The organism is Collinsella sp. i05-0019-G5 (assembly GCF_042851345.1).
GTDB lineage: Bacteria > Actinomycetota > Coriobacteriia > Coriobacteriales > Coriobacteriaceae > Collinsella.
Genome location: NZ_AP031421.1, coordinates 1,218,693 through 1,237,027, shown reverse-complemented (window position 1 = coordinate 1,237,027; position 18,335 = coordinate 1,218,693). Strand labels below are relative to the sequence as shown.

19 protein-coding genes are annotated in these 18,335 nt (G+C 60.0%); all 19 read right to left on the bottom strand.

From position 1 onward, the window contains the following. Positions 1-56: 56 nt before the first annotated feature. Positions 57-1,685, bottom strand: coding sequence for a DNA repair protein RecN (locus ACGHIZ_RS05640; RefSeq protein WP_138374856.1), 1,629 nt, complete (start codon positions 1,683-1,685; stop codon positions 57-59). Further along, complete coding sequence (locus ACGHIZ_RS05635) at positions 1,675-2,535, bottom strand: NAD(+)/NADH kinase (protein WP_035138200.1); 861 nt, start codon at positions 2,533-2,535, stop codon at positions 1,675-1,677. Before ACGHIZ_RS05635 ends, ACGHIZ_RS05640 begins: the two co-directional genes overlap by 11 nt. Then, positions 2,532-3,335: a TlyA family RNA methyltransferase gene (locus ACGHIZ_RS05630; RefSeq protein ID WP_148331517.1), complete on the bottom strand. Its 804-nt coding sequence runs from the start codon at positions 3,333-3,335 to the stop codon at positions 2,532-2,534. The genes ACGHIZ_RS05635 and ACGHIZ_RS05630 overlap by 4 nt, the downstream gene beginning before the upstream one ends. A 35-nt stretch (positions 3,336-3,370) precedes the next feature. Then, a complete protein-coding gene (locus ACGHIZ_RS05625) occupies positions 3,371-3,610 on the bottom strand; it encodes an exodeoxyribonuclease VII small subunit (RefSeq protein WP_006233978.1) in 240 nt (79 codons plus the stop codon). 2 nt (positions 3,611-3,612) lie between these two features. Beyond that, a complete protein-coding gene (gene nusB / locus ACGHIZ_RS05620; protein WP_390449817.1) occupies positions 3,613-4,200 on the bottom strand; it encodes a transcription antitermination factor NusB in 588 nt (195 codons plus the stop codon). 3 nt (positions 4,201-4,203) lie between these two features. Further along, positions 4,204-4,566 carry an Asp23/Gls24 family envelope stress response protein gene (locus ACGHIZ_RS05615; RefSeq protein ID WP_006233982.1) on the bottom strand — a complete coding sequence of 121 codons (363 nt, stop codon included), beginning with the start codon at positions 4,564-4,566 and terminating at the stop codon, positions 4,204-4,206. A gap of 24 nt (positions 4,567-4,590) precedes the next feature. Beyond that, a complete protein-coding gene (gene efp / locus ACGHIZ_RS05610) occupies positions 4,591-5,154 on the bottom strand; it encodes an elongation factor P (protein WP_006233983.1) in 564 nt (187 codons plus the stop codon). 159 nt (positions 5,155-5,313) lie between these two features. Then, the gene (locus tag ACGHIZ_RS05605) at positions 5,314-6,444 is read right to left on the bottom strand and encodes a Xaa-Pro peptidase family protein (protein ID WP_138374854.1); all 1,131 of its coding nucleotides are present in this window, start codon (positions 6,442-6,444) and stop codon (positions 5,314-5,316) included. A gap of 132 nt (positions 6,445-6,576) precedes the next feature. Next, entirely contained in the window at positions 6,577-7,686 is a 1,110-nt protein-coding gene (locus ACGHIZ_RS05600) for a hypothetical protein (RefSeq protein ID WP_138374853.1), read from the bottom strand. Further along, positions 7,683-8,216 (bottom strand): shikimate kinase, encoded by a 534-nt coding sequence (locus tag ACGHIZ_RS05595; protein WP_138374852.1) that lies wholly within the window; start codon positions 8,214-8,216, stop codon positions 7,683-7,685. Before ACGHIZ_RS05595 ends, ACGHIZ_RS05600 begins: the two co-directional genes overlap by 4 nt. Before the next feature lie 8 nt (positions 8,217-8,224). Continuing rightward, complete coding sequence (locus tag ACGHIZ_RS05590; RefSeq protein WP_117639353.1) at positions 8,225-8,722, bottom strand: YqeG family HAD IIIA-type phosphatase; 498 nt, start codon at positions 8,720-8,722, stop codon at positions 8,225-8,227. 1 nt (position 8,723) lies between these two features. Further along, positions 8,724-10,157 carry an endolytic transglycosylase MltG gene (mltG, locus tag ACGHIZ_RS05585; RefSeq protein WP_229025849.1) on the bottom strand — a complete coding sequence of 478 codons (1,434 nt, stop codon included), beginning with the start codon at positions 10,155-10,157 and terminating at the stop codon, positions 8,724-8,726. Then, positions 10,150-10,578, bottom strand: a complete 429-nt coding sequence (ruvX, locus tag ACGHIZ_RS05580; protein WP_138374851.1) for a Holliday junction resolvase RuvX — start codon at positions 10,576-10,578, stop codon at positions 10,150-10,152. Before ruvX ends, mltG begins: the two co-directional genes overlap by 8 nt. Before the next feature lie 17 nt (positions 10,579-10,595). Then, positions 10,596-13,253, bottom strand: a complete 2,658-nt coding sequence (gene alaS, locus ACGHIZ_RS05575) for an alanine--tRNA ligase (RefSeq protein ID WP_390449809.1) — start codon at positions 13,251-13,253, stop codon at positions 10,596-10,598. A 440-nt stretch (positions 13,254-13,693) separates the two neighbouring features. After that, entirely contained in the window at positions 13,694-15,106 is a 1,413-nt protein-coding gene (locus ACGHIZ_RS05570) for an AI-2E family transporter (protein WP_390449806.1), read from the bottom strand. Next, positions 15,103-15,894 (bottom strand): RNA polymerase sigma factor SigF, encoded by a 792-nt coding sequence (locus tag ACGHIZ_RS05565; protein ID WP_138374848.1) that lies wholly within the window; start codon positions 15,892-15,894, stop codon positions 15,103-15,105. Before ACGHIZ_RS05565 ends, ACGHIZ_RS05570 begins: the two co-directional genes overlap by 4 nt. A gap of 1 nt (position 15,895) precedes the next feature. Further along, positions 15,896-16,273 carry a hypothetical protein gene (locus ACGHIZ_RS05560; protein ID WP_006233993.1) on the bottom strand — a complete coding sequence of 126 codons (378 nt, stop codon included), beginning with the start codon at positions 16,271-16,273 and terminating at the stop codon, positions 15,896-15,898. Next, positions 16,266-16,853, bottom strand: a complete 588-nt coding sequence (locus ACGHIZ_RS05555; protein ID WP_138374846.1) for a hypothetical protein — start codon at positions 16,851-16,853, stop codon at positions 16,266-16,268. Before ACGHIZ_RS05555 ends, ACGHIZ_RS05560 begins: the two co-directional genes overlap by 8 nt. A 100-nt stretch (positions 16,854-16,953) precedes the next feature. Next, positions 16,954-18,303 (bottom strand): replication-associated recombination protein A, encoded by a 1,350-nt coding sequence (locus ACGHIZ_RS05550; protein WP_161115823.1) that lies wholly within the window; start codon positions 18,301-18,303, stop codon positions 16,954-16,956. Between the last annotated feature and the right edge of the window lie 32 nt (positions 18,304-18,335).

Sequence of the window (18,335 nt, the reverse complement as noted above, 5' to 3'; positions counted from 1 at the left end):
GCGTAGTGGGACAAAAATTTCAGTCTATTTTGTCCCACCAACACCGCTGATACGACCTAACCTCGAGCTTCTTCGAGCATCTGCTTTGCGTGCGCCAGGCTAGCCTCGGACTGATCGCCGCTCAACATGCGGGCGATCTCGGCGGTACGCGCTTCGCCGGTTACCTCGTCCAAATGCGTCTGGGGAACATCGCCTGGTTCCTTGCTGACAACATAATGCTTGTCGGCCATGACGGCGACCTGCGCCAAGTGGGTTACGACAATCACCTGATGCGTAGAGGCGAGATCTGCCAGCACGCCCGCGAGTGCACGCGCCGTGGAGCCACCGACACCGGCATCGACCTCGTCAAACACCAGCGTATCGACACCGTCCGCGTTACCGAGGACAACCTTGCTTGCAAGCATGACGCGGCTGAGCTCGCCGCCCGACGCAATGCGGCGCAGGGGACGTGGCGTCAAGCCGGCACCGCTGCGGTATAGCAGCTCGTAGCTCGAAGGACCAACGGGCGTCCACTCAGCACGGGGAAGATCGCGCGACTCCCAGACGAGCTCGGCACTACCCATCTCCAAGCGCGCCATCTGGCGGCCAACCTCGTGGCAGAAGCGCGGGGCCGCCGTATTGCGTGCGCGCTTAAGTGCCTTGGCAGCGGCAAACAACTCGCGCTCGGCGCTCCCGAGTGCCTCACGCGCCTTTTTGATCTGCTCATCGCCATCATCGACCAGGGACAGCAGCTCTTGCGAGCGATCGCGCATGGCAAAAACATCGTCCATGGTGGGACCCCACTGACGCAACAGGCCCTTGAGGTCGGAATATCGCTCACGCATGCGTGCGAGCTCGCGCGGGTCGAAGGCGACGCCATCGCGATAGGTACGAAGCTCGTTCGCGCAATCCTCAAGGGAGATACAGGCATCCGAAAGCGCATCGGCAATGTCGCCCAGTTTGCGATCGACGGTAGCCATTCGGGAAAGTTCTGCCACGGCGCTGTTCACGGCGTCGAGCGCTCCCCCTTCGGAGGCAAGCGATGCATGGGCATCGTTAGCTGTGGCAACCAGTACCTCGGCATGTTCGGAGCGCGGCAGCAGTTCCTCGAGTTCCTCATACTCGCCCGGTTTGGGGTCGACCTCGCCGATGCGCTCGAGCGCAAAGCGCGCTTCCTCGACGCGACTCCCCCGCGCACGTGAGGCCTCCTCGACGCGACGGACCTCCTTGGCAGCCGCGCGCGAGGCTTTAAAGCAAGCACGGTAGTGCTCGAGCGCCTCGAGCGCAGAGCGTCCCGCCCAGGCATCGACCATCGCAACGTGATGCGCCGGATCGAGCAAGCGCTGGTGCTCGTGCTGGCCGCACAGATCCATCATCACGCCGACGCGCTCCGAAAGCTCGCGCACACTGGCAATGCGACCGTCAATCTTCACGCGGCTGCGGCCCTCGGCAGAAAGGCTGCGCTGTACGGTGAACCCCTCCGTGTCGTGCGGTCCGTCGAAGAGTCGCGCCTCGACGCTCGCCAGTGCCTCGCCCTCGCGCACCGTCGACGAATCCGCACGCTCGCCCAAAATTAGCTTGAGGGCCGAGAGCAGCGCGGTCTTGCCGGCGCCAGTCTCGCCAGTCAGGACAGTCAGGCCGGCACTCGGCACCAGCGTCGCCTCGCGAATGAGTGCAATGTTATAAACCTGCAGCTCATCGATCATGACGGACTCCGTAGAATACGCGGCTCACCGAGTTATAGAAGCTCTCGGGGCCGTAATCCAGCAGCAACACATCTCCGGGCCCGCGGCGCACCGCCACGCTCTCAACGGTGCCATCGCAGGTAATAAACTGTCCATCGATAGCGATCGCCGGAACGCTCGGGCGATCATCGGACATAAAGATTTCGACGACATCACTCGGCGAGGTCAAAAAGGCACGAGCCTGAATGGTGTGCGGCGCAATGGGTACGCAGACCATGCCCGTATAGTCGGGGCTCACGATGGGGCCACCGGCACTGAGCGCGTAACCCGTAGAACCAGTCGCCGTGGACACGACCACGCCGTCGCCACGCAGACGGTCGATATGATGGCCGGACACCGTGATGTCGAACTCGACCATATCGGACAGCGGACCGCGGGTAAGCGCCATGTCGTTGAGGGCGAAGGTGCGCACGACATCCTTCGTACCGTCTTCGCGCACGGACACGATATCCGCGGCGATGGTGGCGCGACGGCTCACGTGCAGCTCACCGGACAGGGCGTCGCTCACGACCTGCAGGATGTCGCGCTCCTCGGGGCTCGCAGCAGTTAGAAAGCCCAGGTGACCATAGGAAAGACCGAGGATAGGAATCTCACGATGGTTGAGGATGCGGGCAGCGCGCAGCAACGTACCGTCGCCGCCGAGCGTAATGACCAGATCGGAGCCGTCAATATCAGGCGTGCTCTGAATCTTGGATCGCTGGTCGGCAGCCCATGCGACCTCATAGCCCTGGCGAGTCAGCCAAAGCTCGAGCATCAGGCCGCTCTCGACCGCCTCTTGCTTGTAGTAATTGGGAACCAGAAAGACCTTCATAGCGTTGCAGCTTTCTCGCTCATAACCGATACCTGGGATTGCAGCTCGTCTTGCGAGCGATCGCCGGGGTCAAATCTCGTGCCGTACAGGAAAAACTCAACGTTGCCCTTGGCACCATGAATGGGCGACACGCACACATCGACCGGGAACAGGCCCTTGGCAGCAAAGAGTTCAACCGCCGCCACGAGTGTATCGCGGCGCACGGCGGGATCGGTCACAATGCCGCCCTCGCCCACCAGCGCCGCCGGAGCCTCAAACTGCGGCTTTACGAGCGTGCAGAATGCACCCGTAGGCGCCAGGCACGCCAGTACCGCATCGATAATGTTCGCGATGCTGGTAAACGAGACATCACACACAGCCAGGTCGATAGTGCCGGCATAGCCAAGCTCAGGCAGCTGCGTCACGTTTGTGCGCTCATGCAGCGTCACGCGATCGTCCTGGCGCAACGACCAATCGAACTGGGCGCGACCCACGTCCACCGAGACAACGGTCGCAGCTCCGCGCTTGAGCAGACAATCGGTAAAGCCGCCGGTAGAGCAGCCCACATCCAGACAGGCAAGGCCCGTCGGATTGATGCCAAACGCATCAAGCGCGCCTTCGAGCTTAAGACCGCCGCGGCCAACATAGGGAATGCGCCCCTTCACATGCAGCGGCAGCCCCGGGATCACCTTAAGGCCCGGCGAAGTCAAGCGCTCACCGCCACTCGAGACCAAGCCGGCCATAAGAGTGCGAAGGGCATCCGCGCGATCGGCGCAGATGCCCTGTGAAATCAGTTCGTCATCAAGACGCACGCGTTTCATGAATGCCATCAACCATTCGTATCCGGAGATGCGGCCTAGCTATCCTGGGATTCGTTTGCCGCATCCTCATCGTATTCCTGCTCGAGCTTGTCGGCCTCACGCGGCGTCAACTCAAACTTGTCGACCATATCGACCGCGCGGGAGCCCAGCTCAATCGCTTCGTCAAACAAATCGAGCGAACGCTCCAAGGAGGTATCCTTGGAGCGAACGGTAGCGATGATCTGATCCAGACGGTCCGAAATCTCATCAAAGTTACGGACAGAACCCTCTGGCATGGCTACTCCTCGACGGAGTCGGCCTCGACGGCCTCAGCAGCGTCCGCATCCTCGGCCAACACACCAGCCTCAGCCTGGGCAACCGCAACCTTAGCGGCAGCCTCGGCAGCCTGTGCCTCCTCGCGAGCGCGATCCTCGGCCAGCAGCTCCTGGTATAGGTCCTCGCCCGGCAGCTCCTCGCTGCGAGCGATCTTGCCCAGCACGCCGTTGACGAACGACGCGGACCGGTCGGTGCCATAGGCCTTGGCAAGCTCGACGGCCTCGTTGATCACGATGGCGTCCGAGACCTCCTCGTCGGTGAGGAAACGCATCTCGTAAACGGCGATACGCAGCAGATTGCGGTCGGCACCGGGCATGCGCATAAGATCCCAGTTCTTGGCAACGGAGCGCAGAGCGCAGTCGATGCGGTCGATATGCTTGTAGGCACCGCGGCACAGCTCCAGCGCATAGGGGTCGAGGGGACCCTTCGAGATCAGGAAATCACCCTCGAGGACGCGCTCGAGCGGGCTGTCCGTGGCCTCGGCCTGGAACAGCAGCTGCAGCGCCTGACTGCGGGCAAGCGTACGCCCGCGATAAACCTTAAGGCTCAAAGGTTACTCCTTGGGGAAAACGAGGCCGTCGATGCAAACGTCAACACGCTCAACCTCAACGCCAACCTGGGCATCGATGGCAGCGACCACGGCAGCGCGAACGGCCTCGGCGAGTTTCTTGAACGGATAGCCAAAGAACACCACGACACGCACGGTGAGTGCGAGCTTGTCGCCAACGACCTCGGCCTCGACAGCCGGCTCGGAAGCCGGGGCCTTGGACGAGAGCATCATGGAGACAAGGTTGGTGGCAAGGTCCTTGACGCCAACGGAGGCGATGCCCTCGACATCCGACACGGCGCGCGAGACGATGGCGGTCAAAACATCGGGCGAAATGCCGATGCCGTCAATCTTGATTTCCTGGGGCATGAGTCCTCCTAGAAGAGTTGGTTGCTAGACGCGGGAGACGAACTTGCCGTCGCGGGTGTCAACCTTGATGACCTCGCCCTCGTTGAGGTACATGGGGACCTGGATGACAGCGCCGGTGTCGATCGTGGCCGGCTTGGTGGAACCCTGGACGGTATCGCCCTTAAAGCCCGGGTCGGTCTGGACGATGGTGGTCTCGATGAACATCGGCGGGGTCACGCCCATGAGCTCATCGTCGGCGAAGAGCAGCTGGCAGATGTCGTTCTCGCGCAGCCACTTGGAGTTCTCGCCCACCATGTCCTCGGGAACGGGAACCTGCTCATAGGACTCGTTGTCCATGAAGATGTAGTCGGTGCCATCGTTGTAGAGGTACTGGAACTCACGGGTGGTGAGCATGACGCTCTCGAACTTGGTGCCGGCGTTGCAGGTGTTCTCGACGACGCGGCCGCTCTTGATGTCGCGGGTCTTGTAGCGCACAAACGCGCCGCCCTTGCCCGGCTTGACATGCTGGAACTCGACGATGGTGTAGACCTTGTCCTTGATACGGAGACCGAGGCCGTTCTTGAAGTCGGCGGTAGAAATGGTAGGCATAGCGACCTTTCTTGTTATGGGCAGAACGCACAAGCGTCCAAATTACATACGACAGAAATTATACACTTGCAGACGGCGCCTGCGGCGAGCGCATAAAAAGAGAACGCGGGGCGTCCGAATCGATTCGGACGCCCCGCCCCAAAAATCTATCGAAATGGGCTAGCAATCGATGACGTGCAGGTCGTGCGGGGTCTTGGTGAAAGGCTCGTAGCCGTTCTCGGTGACCACGCCGTAATCCTCCAGGCGCACGCCGCCCACGCCGGGCAGGTACACGCCGGGCTCCATGGTGACAACCGAGCCGATCGCGATGGTGTTCTTGCTGCGGTTGAAGTTGGGCAGCTCGTGGATGTCGATACCGACGCCGTGGCCCAGGCCATGATTGTAGTAATCGCCATAGCCGGCATCGCCGATGATCTTCTTGGAAAGCTTGAAGATGTCGTTACCCTCAACGCCCGGATGGATGGCGGCGACGCACTCCTCGTGCGTGCGGCGCACGAGCGCGTACAGGTCGAGCTGCTCCTGCGTGGGCTCGCCCATCACGACGGTGCGCGTCATGTCGGAGCGGTAATCGCAGTAGCCCGCGCCGTAATCCATGAGAACGAAATCGCCCTTCTCGATCACGCGATCGCTCGGCACGGCATGCGGGTTGGCGGTGTTGGGACCGCTCGCCACGATGGAGCCGAAGGCAAGGCTGTCGGCGCCGTTGGCGAACATAAAGTTCTCGAGCTCGTTGCGAACCTGCTTCTCGGTCATACCGGGCTTAATAAAGCCGAGCATATGCTGGAAAGCGGCATCGGTGATCGACTGCGCATGGCGCATAAGCTCAATCTCCTCGGCATCCTTGATGGCGCGCATCTTGCGGATGTCGTCGTGCATCAGCGGTAGGATGCAGGCGACGGAACGGTCCTCCAGGCCGCGCTGAATACCCTGGTAGAAGTTAATCTGCATATCGTCCTCGACAGCACAGACACGGCACTTGTTAGCCGCAATCTTGCCGGCGACCCAGCCGGGGATGGTACCCTCGTCCATGTCGTAAACCCAGGGGCTGCCGGCGGGCGTGTTCTCCTCAAAGCTGTTGAGGTAGCGCGAGTCGGTATGGAACAGGCACTGGTCGGCCGTAATAAACGCCGCGTGCGGGAATTCAAAGGTGTAATCGAAAACGCCCTTCACGCCCGTAAGCCAACGAAGATTGGCCTCGTCGCGCACCACGATGGCGTCGTAGCCACGCTCGGCCATCAGGGCACGGACACGCTCGATACGACCGGCAGGACCGGCAGCAAACTCAGACATGCAGATTCCTTTCTTGTTGTCTCTATATAGACGGGACGGGTCTCAACCGAACGACGGAATCGCATGCGATCCGCAACCGATTGGAAACCCGCCCCTCAACATGATACGAAAGAGGATGGAAGTCAATAAATCTTAGAGAAGTTCTTTACGAGAAGCCAAGTAGGCGTGAGCATGGCGCTTAAGAACCTCGTCCTCAACGTTCGTTAGGCGAATGGCGCCGAGTGCCGCGGGCAGCGGCAACATGCTGCGGTTCGAGCGTGCAAACTGCTGCTTGCGGAACTCCTCGATATATGCGGCAGACTCCAGATCGAAGGCAAGTTCCTCGATACCAAAGTCCTCCAAGCAGTCATCGACCTCAAAGACGTAATCGATATCGAAATCGCAGGCATCATGTGCAAGGCGTGCCTCAAAGCGAATGCCCTCGGACAACAGCTGGTAGGCAGGGGCCTGCGAAGCGGCATCGCCCAAGCAGGCGCGCAGGGTACGCTCCCCCGTCTTGCCAAAATCGAGCGCATGGCGAGCGCTCGGGTTCGTGGCCATCAGTACGTCCTTGCGGGCAGTCTGAGACCATTGAACGGCATTGACGAGCGCGACCTCCTCGCCCGCGAGAATCTCGGGGACGGTCTCAGTAAACTGATTCCAACGGGACTTACTGCTCGAAAGCATGGTGCCAACAAGTACCACATAGCCGAGCTTGAGGTCCTCGGGGTCCGCCTCGCGAACAAGGTCGAGGTCACACACGACCAAGCCCGGTTCGGGACGGAACGCGATAGCGGGAAGCGCATTCGACGACGAGGCAATGAGCGGCTTCATGGTCGTCGCGACCGTGAGCATGGCGTCAAAGGTCGTCGGCAGCAGCGCGCACTCGGTTCGGCCACACCACTGGTTGGCGCACCAGCTAACAACCGAGCAGGTTGCGGCATCGCCAACGGCGACAACCAGATCGTCGCAGGTAATGCCGTTGGCAGACAAGGCGCCAAAGATAGCATCGGCATCGGCCAGCGTGGCACCAGCAGGCGAAACCTCAAGGGAGAACTGCGACACGGCAAAACCGGCGTCGACCAGCGCATGCTCGACGACCTCATCAAAACGTTCTGACGAGGCGGAGTTCCAAACCACCATCGCGCGCTTAGGCTTGCCCACAGCCGAGGCAAACATACGCGACAGCTCATCGAACGCGCCCAATCCGACACGGACATCGACGCTGCGGTTTTGGAAATTGATCAGTTGGCGGCGAATCATAGCAGTCCACGCTCCAAAAGCATCTCGGCACAAAGGTAGGAAACGTCCTCGAAGGACTTGTTGCGAATATCAAGGGTAATATCGGCGGCCTGGCGATACAGCGGACGGCGATGCTCAAACAAGCGCGCGGCATGCTCGGGCGAGCGGAAATCGGGGCGCGTGTCGGACCGACGAATCTGGCGAATCGAATCCTCAAAGTCGCCCTCGAGGTACACGCACGTACCCATTTCGTGCATCAGCTCAATATTCACCGGCGTCTCGACGATACCGCCCCCGCACGAAACCAACAGACTGCGCTCGCTTTGGAGCGAACGGAGCGCCGAGGTCTCGAGCTCGCGAAAACGATCCTCACCCTCGGTCTCAAAAATCTCGGTTACCGACTTGCCGCAACGGCGGACGACTAGGCGGTCGGTATCGATAAAACGCCGCTTGAACATAGTGCCGACGTTGCGCGCGAGCGTCGATTTGCCCGCGCCCAAAAAGCCGATAAAGAAGATATGGTCGCAGCCGTGTTTGGTGTGCTGGGACATGACGAGACCTATTCCTCGCAGGGAAGGTCGCGCAGGGCCCGGCGCTCAAAGATACGGAAGATCTGCGTATACCACAGGTCCTGCGTGGCCTGCGGCTTTACCAGGATGGTATCGACGCCGGCGAAGTTGCCGCTCCACACGTCCGTGTAGAGCTGATCACCGATCAGCACCGCCTCGTCGGCCGTGGCGCCGAGGCGCTTAAGACCCGCCTTGAGGGCAAACGGCGCCGGCTTCATGGCATGGCTGATGGCCTCGAGTCCCAGCTCGCGTGCTGATGCCATGACCTGGTCGCGATGCCAGTTGTTGGACACCATGCACAGCTTAAAGCCTTTGGCGCGGGCGGTATCGAGCCAAGCGGAAACCGCAGCGGGAACCTGCTCGGTGTCACGCGGCACCAGGGTGTTATCGCGATCGAGCAGAATGGCGCGTTTGCCGTCGGCCCAAAGGGTATCAAGGTCGATGCGATCGACCGAGGCAACGTAACGTTTGGGGCTAAAAATCCTCATGCTAATTCCAAGACTGTTGATGCTCTTCGTAGGTTTGCGAGAAGTACTCCTCGTCCTGCGTAATGTAGAAATACAGGTCATCGGAGTCGGTCGGCTCAAGCGTGGCCTTGAGTGCCTCGAGCGACGGAGAGCAGATGGGCGTGGATGGCAGACCCTCATGCTTATAGGTGTTATACGGACTATCGCTCTGCAGGTCGTCGGCGGTAACCTCGCCACCGGTGACATACATCATGGTCGCATCGCTGTTGAGATAGCGCAGACCATCGAGCTTGCCGGCAAGACGGTTGTAGAAGACCGAGGCCACGTGCGCGCGCTGGTCGGCGTTGAGGCCCTCGCGCTCAACGATAGAGGCCAAGTTGACGATGTCGTAGTCGGACATCTCCACACCGTAGCGTTCCTTGATCTTGGCTTCGCAGCTCGCAAAGTCAAGCGACTTGTACTCGGTCTTAAACTGATCGAGCATAGCGCGAATCACGTCATCGACCGTCGGCGAATCGCCCAACGAATAAGTCTTGGGGAACAAGAAACCCTCAAGCGAGTCGTTGGCGGCGCCCTTAAGGAAGCTATAGTCGTCCACGTAGTTGGAGGCCTTAGCCTGGTTGAGGAAGTCTTCCTTAGAGATGCCATCGTAGGCCTGGGCCACACGATCGGCGACTTGATCGACCGTCAGGCCCTCAGGGATTGTTAGCGCATTGGAGCCCGCGTTGGGACCTTCCATGAGCTGCTGAACAACCTTGGTCGCGTCCATGAGTGTGGTGAACAAATAGGTACCAGGCTTGAGCGACATATCGGCGTTGAGCTTTTTCACCGCCGCATAGTAATCCTTGGGATTCTCGACGATATGGTTCTCGGAGAGAATCGAGGCGATCGTATCGCCCGAAGCACCGTCGGGAATGGTTACCGTAACCTGCTGACCAGCCGTGACCTTCGTATCCTCACCGGCAAAGAAGCCCTTGACGGCCGGCACGACAAAGAAAACGATCGCGACAAGCGCAAGCACCGCCACCACAACGCCGATGATCATGGGAACCGGAGAGCTCTTCTTTTGAGCACCGCGACGAGTATGCGTGTTGTAGCTCGAGCGGGTCGCCGGAGCAACGCCATGCGAACCGCGGGCGTGATGAGAATGCGATTGGGGGGCCTGCGTTCGCTGGGTAGGTGCCTGCTGCTTAAAGCGGGTACCGCCTGCAGGCTGGGCCGTACGAGCAGTGGGCTGCTGAGCCGCGTGAGAAGCCGGATGCTGAACCGAACGAGCAGAAGGCTGCTGACCCGTCCGTTGAACAGGTTGGGCCGAACGAGAGAAGGACTGCACCGGGCGCGCGGCAGGCTGAGCTGCGCGCTGCGTCGGCTGTGCCGGACGCTGGCCAGGCTGGGCAGGGCGCGACGCCGGCTGACGTGTACGATTCGGCTGGCGCGGATCGGAAGCACTAGGCATGCGAAACCTCCTCGTTTTTACGATCGAGCCACGTCTGCAAAAAAAGGCTGGCGGCAATCATGTCGATCTTGCCCCTCATCTGCTTTTCGTTGAGGCCCTGCTCGCGCAGGATACGCTTGGCCTCTTGCGAGGACAGACGCTCGTCCTCAAACTCCAGCGGAAGATCGAGCTCGTCGGCAATCTTTTGCGCCACGGCGGCAACGCGCTCGGCTTGGGGGCCGGGCTCACCGCCCATGGTCAGGGGACGTCCGCTTACCAGGATGTCGGGCTCATAGTCTTCGACCAGGTAGCGGAACGTCTTGGCCATACCGGTGACCTCGGCGGCCGGGAGCACCTTGACGGGCATCGCCATCTTGCCATCACGGCTCGAGACGGCGATGCCAATCCTGGTCTCCCCTATGTCCAGCGCAAGCGCGACCACAGTGACTTCTTAGATTCTTAGGCGCCGAGCGCGGTCTTGGCGGCCGCGAGGGCATCGGCGATGCCGGCAGCATTCTTGCCACCGGCCTGGGCCATGTTGGGACGGCCACCACCGCGACCGTCGACCAGACCCGCGATCTGCTTGATCACATTACCGGCGTGGAACCCGGCCTTCACGGCGTCATCGGAGCCGGCAGCGAGCAGGGCCGGAGTGCCCTTCTCAGTCACGCTGGCGACGACACAAGCGACAGGGCCGGCGACCTTCTGGTGCACGGTATCCCATACGTTGCGCAGGTCGGCAGCCTCAAGGCCCTGGAGCTCAGCAACGACGAGCTTGTAGCCACCGAGCTCGACAGCACCCTCGATGGAGCTGGAAATGGCGTCGGAGGAACCACCGGTCAGAGCCTTTTTGAGCTTGTTGGACGTCTCGCGCAGCTCGACCTGCAGGTTCTCCACACGGGCGGGAACCTCGTCGACGCGGCACTTGAGCGCAGCAGCGGCGGCGTCAACGAGTGCCAGGCGGTCGGCCATATAGTCGAGAGCACCCTTAGAGGTCACGGCCTCGATACGGCGGACGTTCGAGCCCGTAGAGGACTCGGAAATAATCTTGAACAGGCCGATCTCGGCGGTGTTGGCAGCGTGCGTGCCACCGCAGAGCTCGCGAGAGAACGGCTGGTCCTCGGCGCCCACGGAGACGACGCGGACGACATCGCCGTACTTCTCTCCAAACGAAGCAACAGCGCCGGCAGCCTTAGCCTCGTCGATGCCCATAACACGGGTCACGACCGGCTTGGAGGCGAAGATCTGCTGGTTGACCAAGTCCTCGACAGCCTTGAGCTGCTCGGAGGAAAGGGCCTCGAAGTGCGTAAAGTCAAAGCGCAGGTGCTCGGGCGTCACCAGCGAGCCGGCCTGGGAGACGTGCTCGCCCAGGACCTGCTTAAGGGCAGCGTCGAGCAGGTGCGTGGCGGTGTGGTTGCGGCGCAGGAAGCCACGGCGCTCGGCGTCGAGAGCGGCGGTCACAGCGGCACCGACAGTCAGCGTGCCATCGGCAACGTGCGCGACGTGGGCATACAGGCCGTTGTGGTTCTTGGTGTCGGCAACGGTCAGAACAACGCCCTCGGCGGAAAGCTTGCCGGCATCGCCCTGCTGACCACCCATCTCGGCATAGAACGGGGTGCGGTCGAGCACGACCTCGACATCCTCGCCCGCGGCTGCGGACTCGACGGACTCGCCGTTGCGCACGATGGCGACAACCTTGGCGCCCTCGATCACATCGTTGTCATAGCCGTCGAACTCGGTCGCTGCGACCTTGTCGGAAAGCTCGACCCACACGTCGTTGAAGCTACCCCAGGCGTCGCCCTTGGCGTTAGCGCGGGCGCGGGCCTTCTGGTCCTCCATGCAGGCAGTGAAGCCGTCCATGTCGACGTCGTGGCCAGCGGTGCCGGCGATCTCGACGGTCAGATCGATGGGGAAACCAAAGGTGTCGTGCAGCTTAAAGGCGACATCGCCCGGAAGCACAGCGCCCTCGGCAAGCGCTGCCAGGGCCTCGTCCAGGTACACGCGGCCGTTGTCGAGCGTCGTGGAGAAGCGCTCCTCCTCGGAGGCAACGATACCCTTGACGAGCGCGACGTTCTTGAGCAACTCGGGATAGGCCTCGCCCATTTGAGCGTTGACCTCGTCGATGAACTTGGTCAGGAAGGCGCCCTCGATGCCCAGCAGGCGACCGTGGAACACGGCACGGCGGAGCAGACGGCGAAGGACGTACTCGCGACCCTCGTTGCCGGGAAGGATGCCGTCCGAGATCATAAAGTCGACAGCACGGGAGTGGTCGGCGATGATGCGCAGGGAGCGGCTGGCGCCGGAGTAGTCATCGGCGTCATAGGTCTTGCCGCTAATCTCCTCACCGAGTTTGATGAGGTGCTGCATCAGATCGCCGTCGTAATTGGCGGTCTTGTGCTGCATGATGGCAGCCATGCGCTCCAGGCCCATGCCCGTATCGAGGTTGCGGTGCGGCAGCTCCGGCATGGAGCCGTCCTCCTGGCGGTCGTACTGGGTAAACACGAGGTTCCAGAACTCAAGGAAGCGGTCGCAGTCGCAGCCGGGCTTGCAGTCGGGGCTGCCGCAACCGACCTCCTCGCCCATGTCAAAGTAGATCTCGGAGCACGGACCGCAGGGGCCGGTGGGGCCAGCGGCCCAGAAGTTGTCGTCCTCGCCCAAGCGGGAGATGTGGTCCTCGGCAACGCCCAGGGAGCGCCACACGTCATGGGTCTCATCGTCCTCGGTAAAGACGGTAAAGTACAGGCGGTCGAGCGGCAGCTTGAACTCCTTGGTGATGAGCTCAAAGGCCCAGGCGCAAGCCTGCTCCTTGGAGACGCCGCCAAAAGAGAAATCGCCGAGCATCTCGAAGAACGACAGGTGACGGCCGTCCTCGCCGATGCAGTCGATGTCGTTGGTGCGGACGCACTTCTGGCAGGAGATCGCGCCAATCTCCTTCATGGTCTTCTTGCCCTGGTAGTACTCCTTAAACTGGTTCATGCCGGCGTTGGCAAGCAGCAGTGAAGGATCGTCGGGGACGAGGGACGAAGAAGGATAGAGCTTAAGACCGCGCTCCTCAAAGAAGTTGAGGAACTTGGAGCGGATCTCGGCCGTAGTCATTGACGGGTAGTCAGCACTCATAGAGGGAATCTCCTCGGTTTCACATCGAAACAGTTCAAACGTAACGATATTACCATCCCGCCGCGCAAGTGCAAAAAAGAGGGTCGCCAAACAGCGACCCTCCAGCGAAAGTGCACGTTATTTAGTACTGCGCGATCCTTTGAAAAAGGACTGCTGTATAATTGCATATAAGATTCACCCGGAAGGAGCGATCGATGAAAAGCAAACGATTTGTCCTGAATGCACTTCTGGTTGTAGCACTTTTAGCGCTCTTGGCCTTCTCATGCTGGTACGCAAACCAACCATCATTTGGATACGTATTGTATACAGTAATGTCCGGCGATAAGGCTTATTACACTCTACGCGCAATTGACGTTCTCTTTTTCTATGTAGCCGGCCCCTTATCAATCGCTTTGGTCGCGTTTCTTGTCATTTACAACTTCAAGAAACGTTAATAGAACCTATTTAGAATCCGAATCGTCCATGGAGCCGTCGATGCCGGTTTTGGTGTCGTCGTTCATATTGAAATCGTCGTCTTTGGCGAAGGGATTCTTGAAAAAGCCCGTAGCATCGGGCTGAAGGCCCGAGAGCTTCATCCAGGGATTATCGAGCTCGGGTTTGGGCATGGCCTGGGCCTCGGGCGCAGTCTCGTTACCGATGAGCTCGGACTCATAGATGAAGGTGTCGTCGCCGAGCGCGTCGTAGGCGGCGACCGGGTTGCCATCGGCATCGCGGTACGGCGTGCCCTTAAACACGGCTCCGTCATAGGCCACAAGCTGACGGCCGGTCTCATTCTCGAAGTAGTACACGAAGATGCCCTTGAGGGCCGCACAAAGCGGGATGGCAATAAACATGCCGATGGGCCCCATGAGTGCCGAACCAATAACGAGAGCCGTAAGGCTCATAATGGGATGCACCTGCACTGAGCTCTGCATGACCTTAGGCGAAATCACATTGTCGGTGACGTTTTGCGCGACCATCGTCACGATGAGCGTCCATAACGCCAACATGGGGCTGAACATAAAGCCGAGTACCGTGGCGATTGCCGCGCTCACCCAGGGACCGACGACCGGAACCAAGTGCATGATGCCAGTGAAGATAGCCATGAGCGCCGCATACGGATGGCCGATAATCAGGAAGCCGATAAAGGCGAGGAAACCACCGCAGATGGACGTCACGACCATACCGCGCATGTAGCCGCCGACAGAGCGAGAAAGGATGGCGACCATAAAGCGGTACGAGGTCTCCTTCTCCTGACCGATGATGGTGCAAATCTCGTGATGCATGCGAGGGTAGTCGCAGGCCATCCAGTAGGCAAGCACCAGACCAAGGAAGATCACGAACAACTGCGAGGCCGTATTGGTGATGAGCGGGAACACACCGCGGCCAAGCTCGGCAGCAATCTGAGACACATACTTCGATGCCACGGTAACCAGCGACGAAAGATTATCGTCCAAATACTCCTTGAGCGGCGTGTTATTGAGCGTCTTGGCATGCGAGATCATCTCGTTGAGATCGCCACCCGCAACACGAAGCTGCTCGGGCAGGCGGCTCAGGACTTCCATGATCTGACCAAAGAGAATCGGCGACAAGATGCAAACGACACCGACGAGCACGGCAACAACAACAATAAGCGCGATAAGCGAACCGATGCCGCGATTCACGCCATGGTGCTCGAGCCAGTTGGTGATCGGGGACATCACAAAGGCAATGATGGAACCAACAGCGAGAAACTCGATAACCGGCGCCAGGATGCCCATAAGGTTAAAGATGACAGCGGCGATGACAATGCAGCCGACAACAGCCCAAATGCGCAGCGTCAGAATGCGGGTGTCGCGCAGCACGCGATCGGTTTGTTGGGGGTGCTCACTCATGAACGAATCATCACTCCGTCGGGGTCGATCTTGTCCTGAATCTTCTTAAGCGTGCGGCGCAGCAGACGCGAAACCTGCACCTGAGAAATACCCAGCTTCTTGGCGATCTCGATCTGGGTCATGCCCTTCAGAAAGCGCAGCTCGATCACCTCGCGCTCGCGCGGCGAGAAATCACGGATGGCTTCCTCGATCACTAGGCGGTCATCAGTAAAGTCGAGCTCGTTGTCGTCGTCGGCGTAACGGTCGAGAATCGAAGGGGCATCGTCGGAATCGGACGCACCAGGAGCCTCGATGGGCACCGAGGTATAGGCCGAAGACGATTCCATAGCCTCGAGGACCTCATCGACAGTCACATCTAGATACTCAGCGATCTCCTCAACCTTGGGCGAACGCTGCAGCTCGTTGGTAAGTTTGTCAGTAGCCTGGTTGACCTTGGCCGAGAGCTCCTGCAGACGACGCGGTACGCGCACACTCCAGCCCTTGTCGCGAAAATGCCGTTTGATCTCGCCCAGGATAGTGGGTGTCGCAAACGTCGTGAACTCGAGTCCGCGCTCGGGATCAAAACGGTCGATAGCCTTGAGCAAGCCCAGATAGCCGACCTGCATGAGGTCGTCGAGCGGCTCGCCGCGATTCTTAAATTTGTTGGCAAGAAACCTTACCAGGTTCATATGGGACATGACGAGCTGCTCACGGGCGTCCGGATCACCGGTCTCCTTGTAACGACGAAACAGCTCGCGGGTTTTCTCCTTGTCCCAAGCGGTCTTGCCGCTCCGGGAACGTTCGGTCATATTAGATATCCGCCTTGAGGTCGAGGGAAAGCGTCAGGGGCGCCGTAGTCTTTTCGTAGGAGTCGCACACGCTCGCGAGGATGAGCTCGGCATACACCGCAGCCTGGTCGTCTTCATCGACCGTAGCCTGGTCGCCAAAGGTAATAGTCATGCCAACGTGGGTCTCATCGACATCGAATTTGATGGTAATGTCATCGCAGTCGACCGCGGTGCAACCAAAGATGAAAGCCTCCTCAGCAGCCATGCGGATGTCCTCGATGCGATCGACAGACATAGAGCACAGGGCACCAACGTTGGCTGCCGTCATGCGCACAAGGCGAGCGAGACGCGGGTCACCGGCAACGGTCAGCGTGATAGGGCAGGTTGCTTCGCTACTCATCGCAGGACTCCTCAGAGGTCTCGGCGGGCGTATAGGTGTAATACTGAGCCGGCTTGGATACAGACTTCTGACCATCATCGTCGCCCGCGGCGGCCTCGTCCTCGCCAATTAGGACGCGCTCGGTAGGCTGCTCGGCCTCCGCAGCGGCAGCGGCGAGCTTGCGATCGGCGTCGGCTGCAGGAGCCTTCACCTTATTGAAGAGCTTCTGCACAGCACCGGCGGCAGAGTCGGTCACGCTCGACACAGCATTGCTGGCCTCGGCCATGCTGCCCGTAACCTCGGAAATGTCGCGAACCACGGCTTCGACCTCTACGAGATTGGAGGTAAGGGCATCAACTGCCGTCTTGCTCGACTTAAGCAGCGGCTCCATCTGGGCAAGCGCCGGCGTAAGCTCATCGACAGCGCCATCGAGCTTTGCCACCACAGGCTGAGCCTCGGCGATGGTGTTGTTGAGGTCGTTCACGGTCTTATCGAGCGAGTCGACAACATTGCGGGTCTTGCGCAGGGTAAGCGCGAGCTCAGCGATGGCCCACACGCCGGCAACGGCGAGCAGCAGCAGGGCGATTTGAATGGGACTCATACAAGCCTCCCGGAAGAATCGAAATACAGACGCTTTTCATGGTACCCCAAAGGGGACCGAACATGCCAAGAGCAGCAACGTGGGACAAAATTATCAGCAGCTACCTCGGTGCATTCCCGCTGCGGTCTCGTTCGCTTTGCTCTACGCGCCACTCTTCCCAGCCGCGCCCGGCAGGCTGCCAAAATGCACCGCGTTCCAAGCCTTCGGGCAAATAGCGCTGATCGACCCAGCCTTCGGGATAATCATGTGGATACTTATACACACCGTATTCATCGCTGCCCGGGCGATGGCGATCGCGCAGATAACTCGGCACCTCGCGAAGCCCACTAGAATGGATATCGGCCAGCGCCGCATCGATCGAAGCCTCACACGCGTTGGATTTTGGCGCCAAGCACACATAGAGTGCAGCCTGAGCCAGGTTAATGCGGCACTCGGGATAGCCAATGACCTCGGCAGACTTAAACGCGGCATGCGCCACCAAAAGCGCCTGCGGGTCGGCGTTGCCAACATCCTCAGAAGCGTGAATCATAATGCGGCGAGCGATAAACTTAGGATCCTCCCCAGCATCGATCATGCGCGCGAGCCAATAGATCGTGGCATCGGGGTCACTACCGCGCATGGACTTGATGAACGCACTGATGATGTCGTAGTGCATGTCGCCGTTTTTGTCATACGTAAAGCCGCGACGCGGGTTGGCAATCTTCACGTCATCCACGGTGATGGGATAGCGCTCCCCCGCCGCAGGCGCTGGCGTTCCCTCGGTATCGGGACGCGTGACGGCAATCTCGCTCGCAAGCTCGAGCGTCGTGAGCGCCGAGCGAGCGTCACCCGCTGCCAGCGTGCAAATGGTCTTGACCGTATCCTCATCGGCCGAGAACTTTCCGTTCAAGCCCTGTGGTGCCTCGAGCGCACGCTCAATAAGCGTGGCGATATCCTCATCCTTCAGATGTTCAAGCTCCACCACGCGCCCGCGCGACAACAGTGCCGAGTTGACCTCAAAGTACGGGTTCTCTGTCGTAGCGCCAATCATAATGACGGTACGGTTCTCAACTGCATGCAGCAGGGCATCCTGCTGCGACTTAGAGAAGCGGTGAATCTCATCGATGAATAGAATGGTGCGGCGGTCGTACGTATTCAGGCGCGTCTTGGCCTCATCAATCACACGACGCAGGTCCTTCACGGTACCCGTGACGGCGCTGACCTCAACAAACTCGCTCTTGGTATGGTTGGCGATAATGTGGGCCAGCGTCGTCTTGCCCGTACCGGCAGGCCCGTACAGAATCACGCTCGAAAGCACGTCGTGCTCGATCGCGGCACGCAGCCATGAACCCTTACCGACGGCCTTTTGCTGGCCCACGTACTCGTCGAGCGAATTGGGGCGCATGCGCACCGCAAGCGGCGCATTCTGAAAGGAACGCTCGCGCGTCGAAGCAGAAAAAAGGTCGTCCATAGCCATCCCGTGTATCAATCAAAAACGTTTTC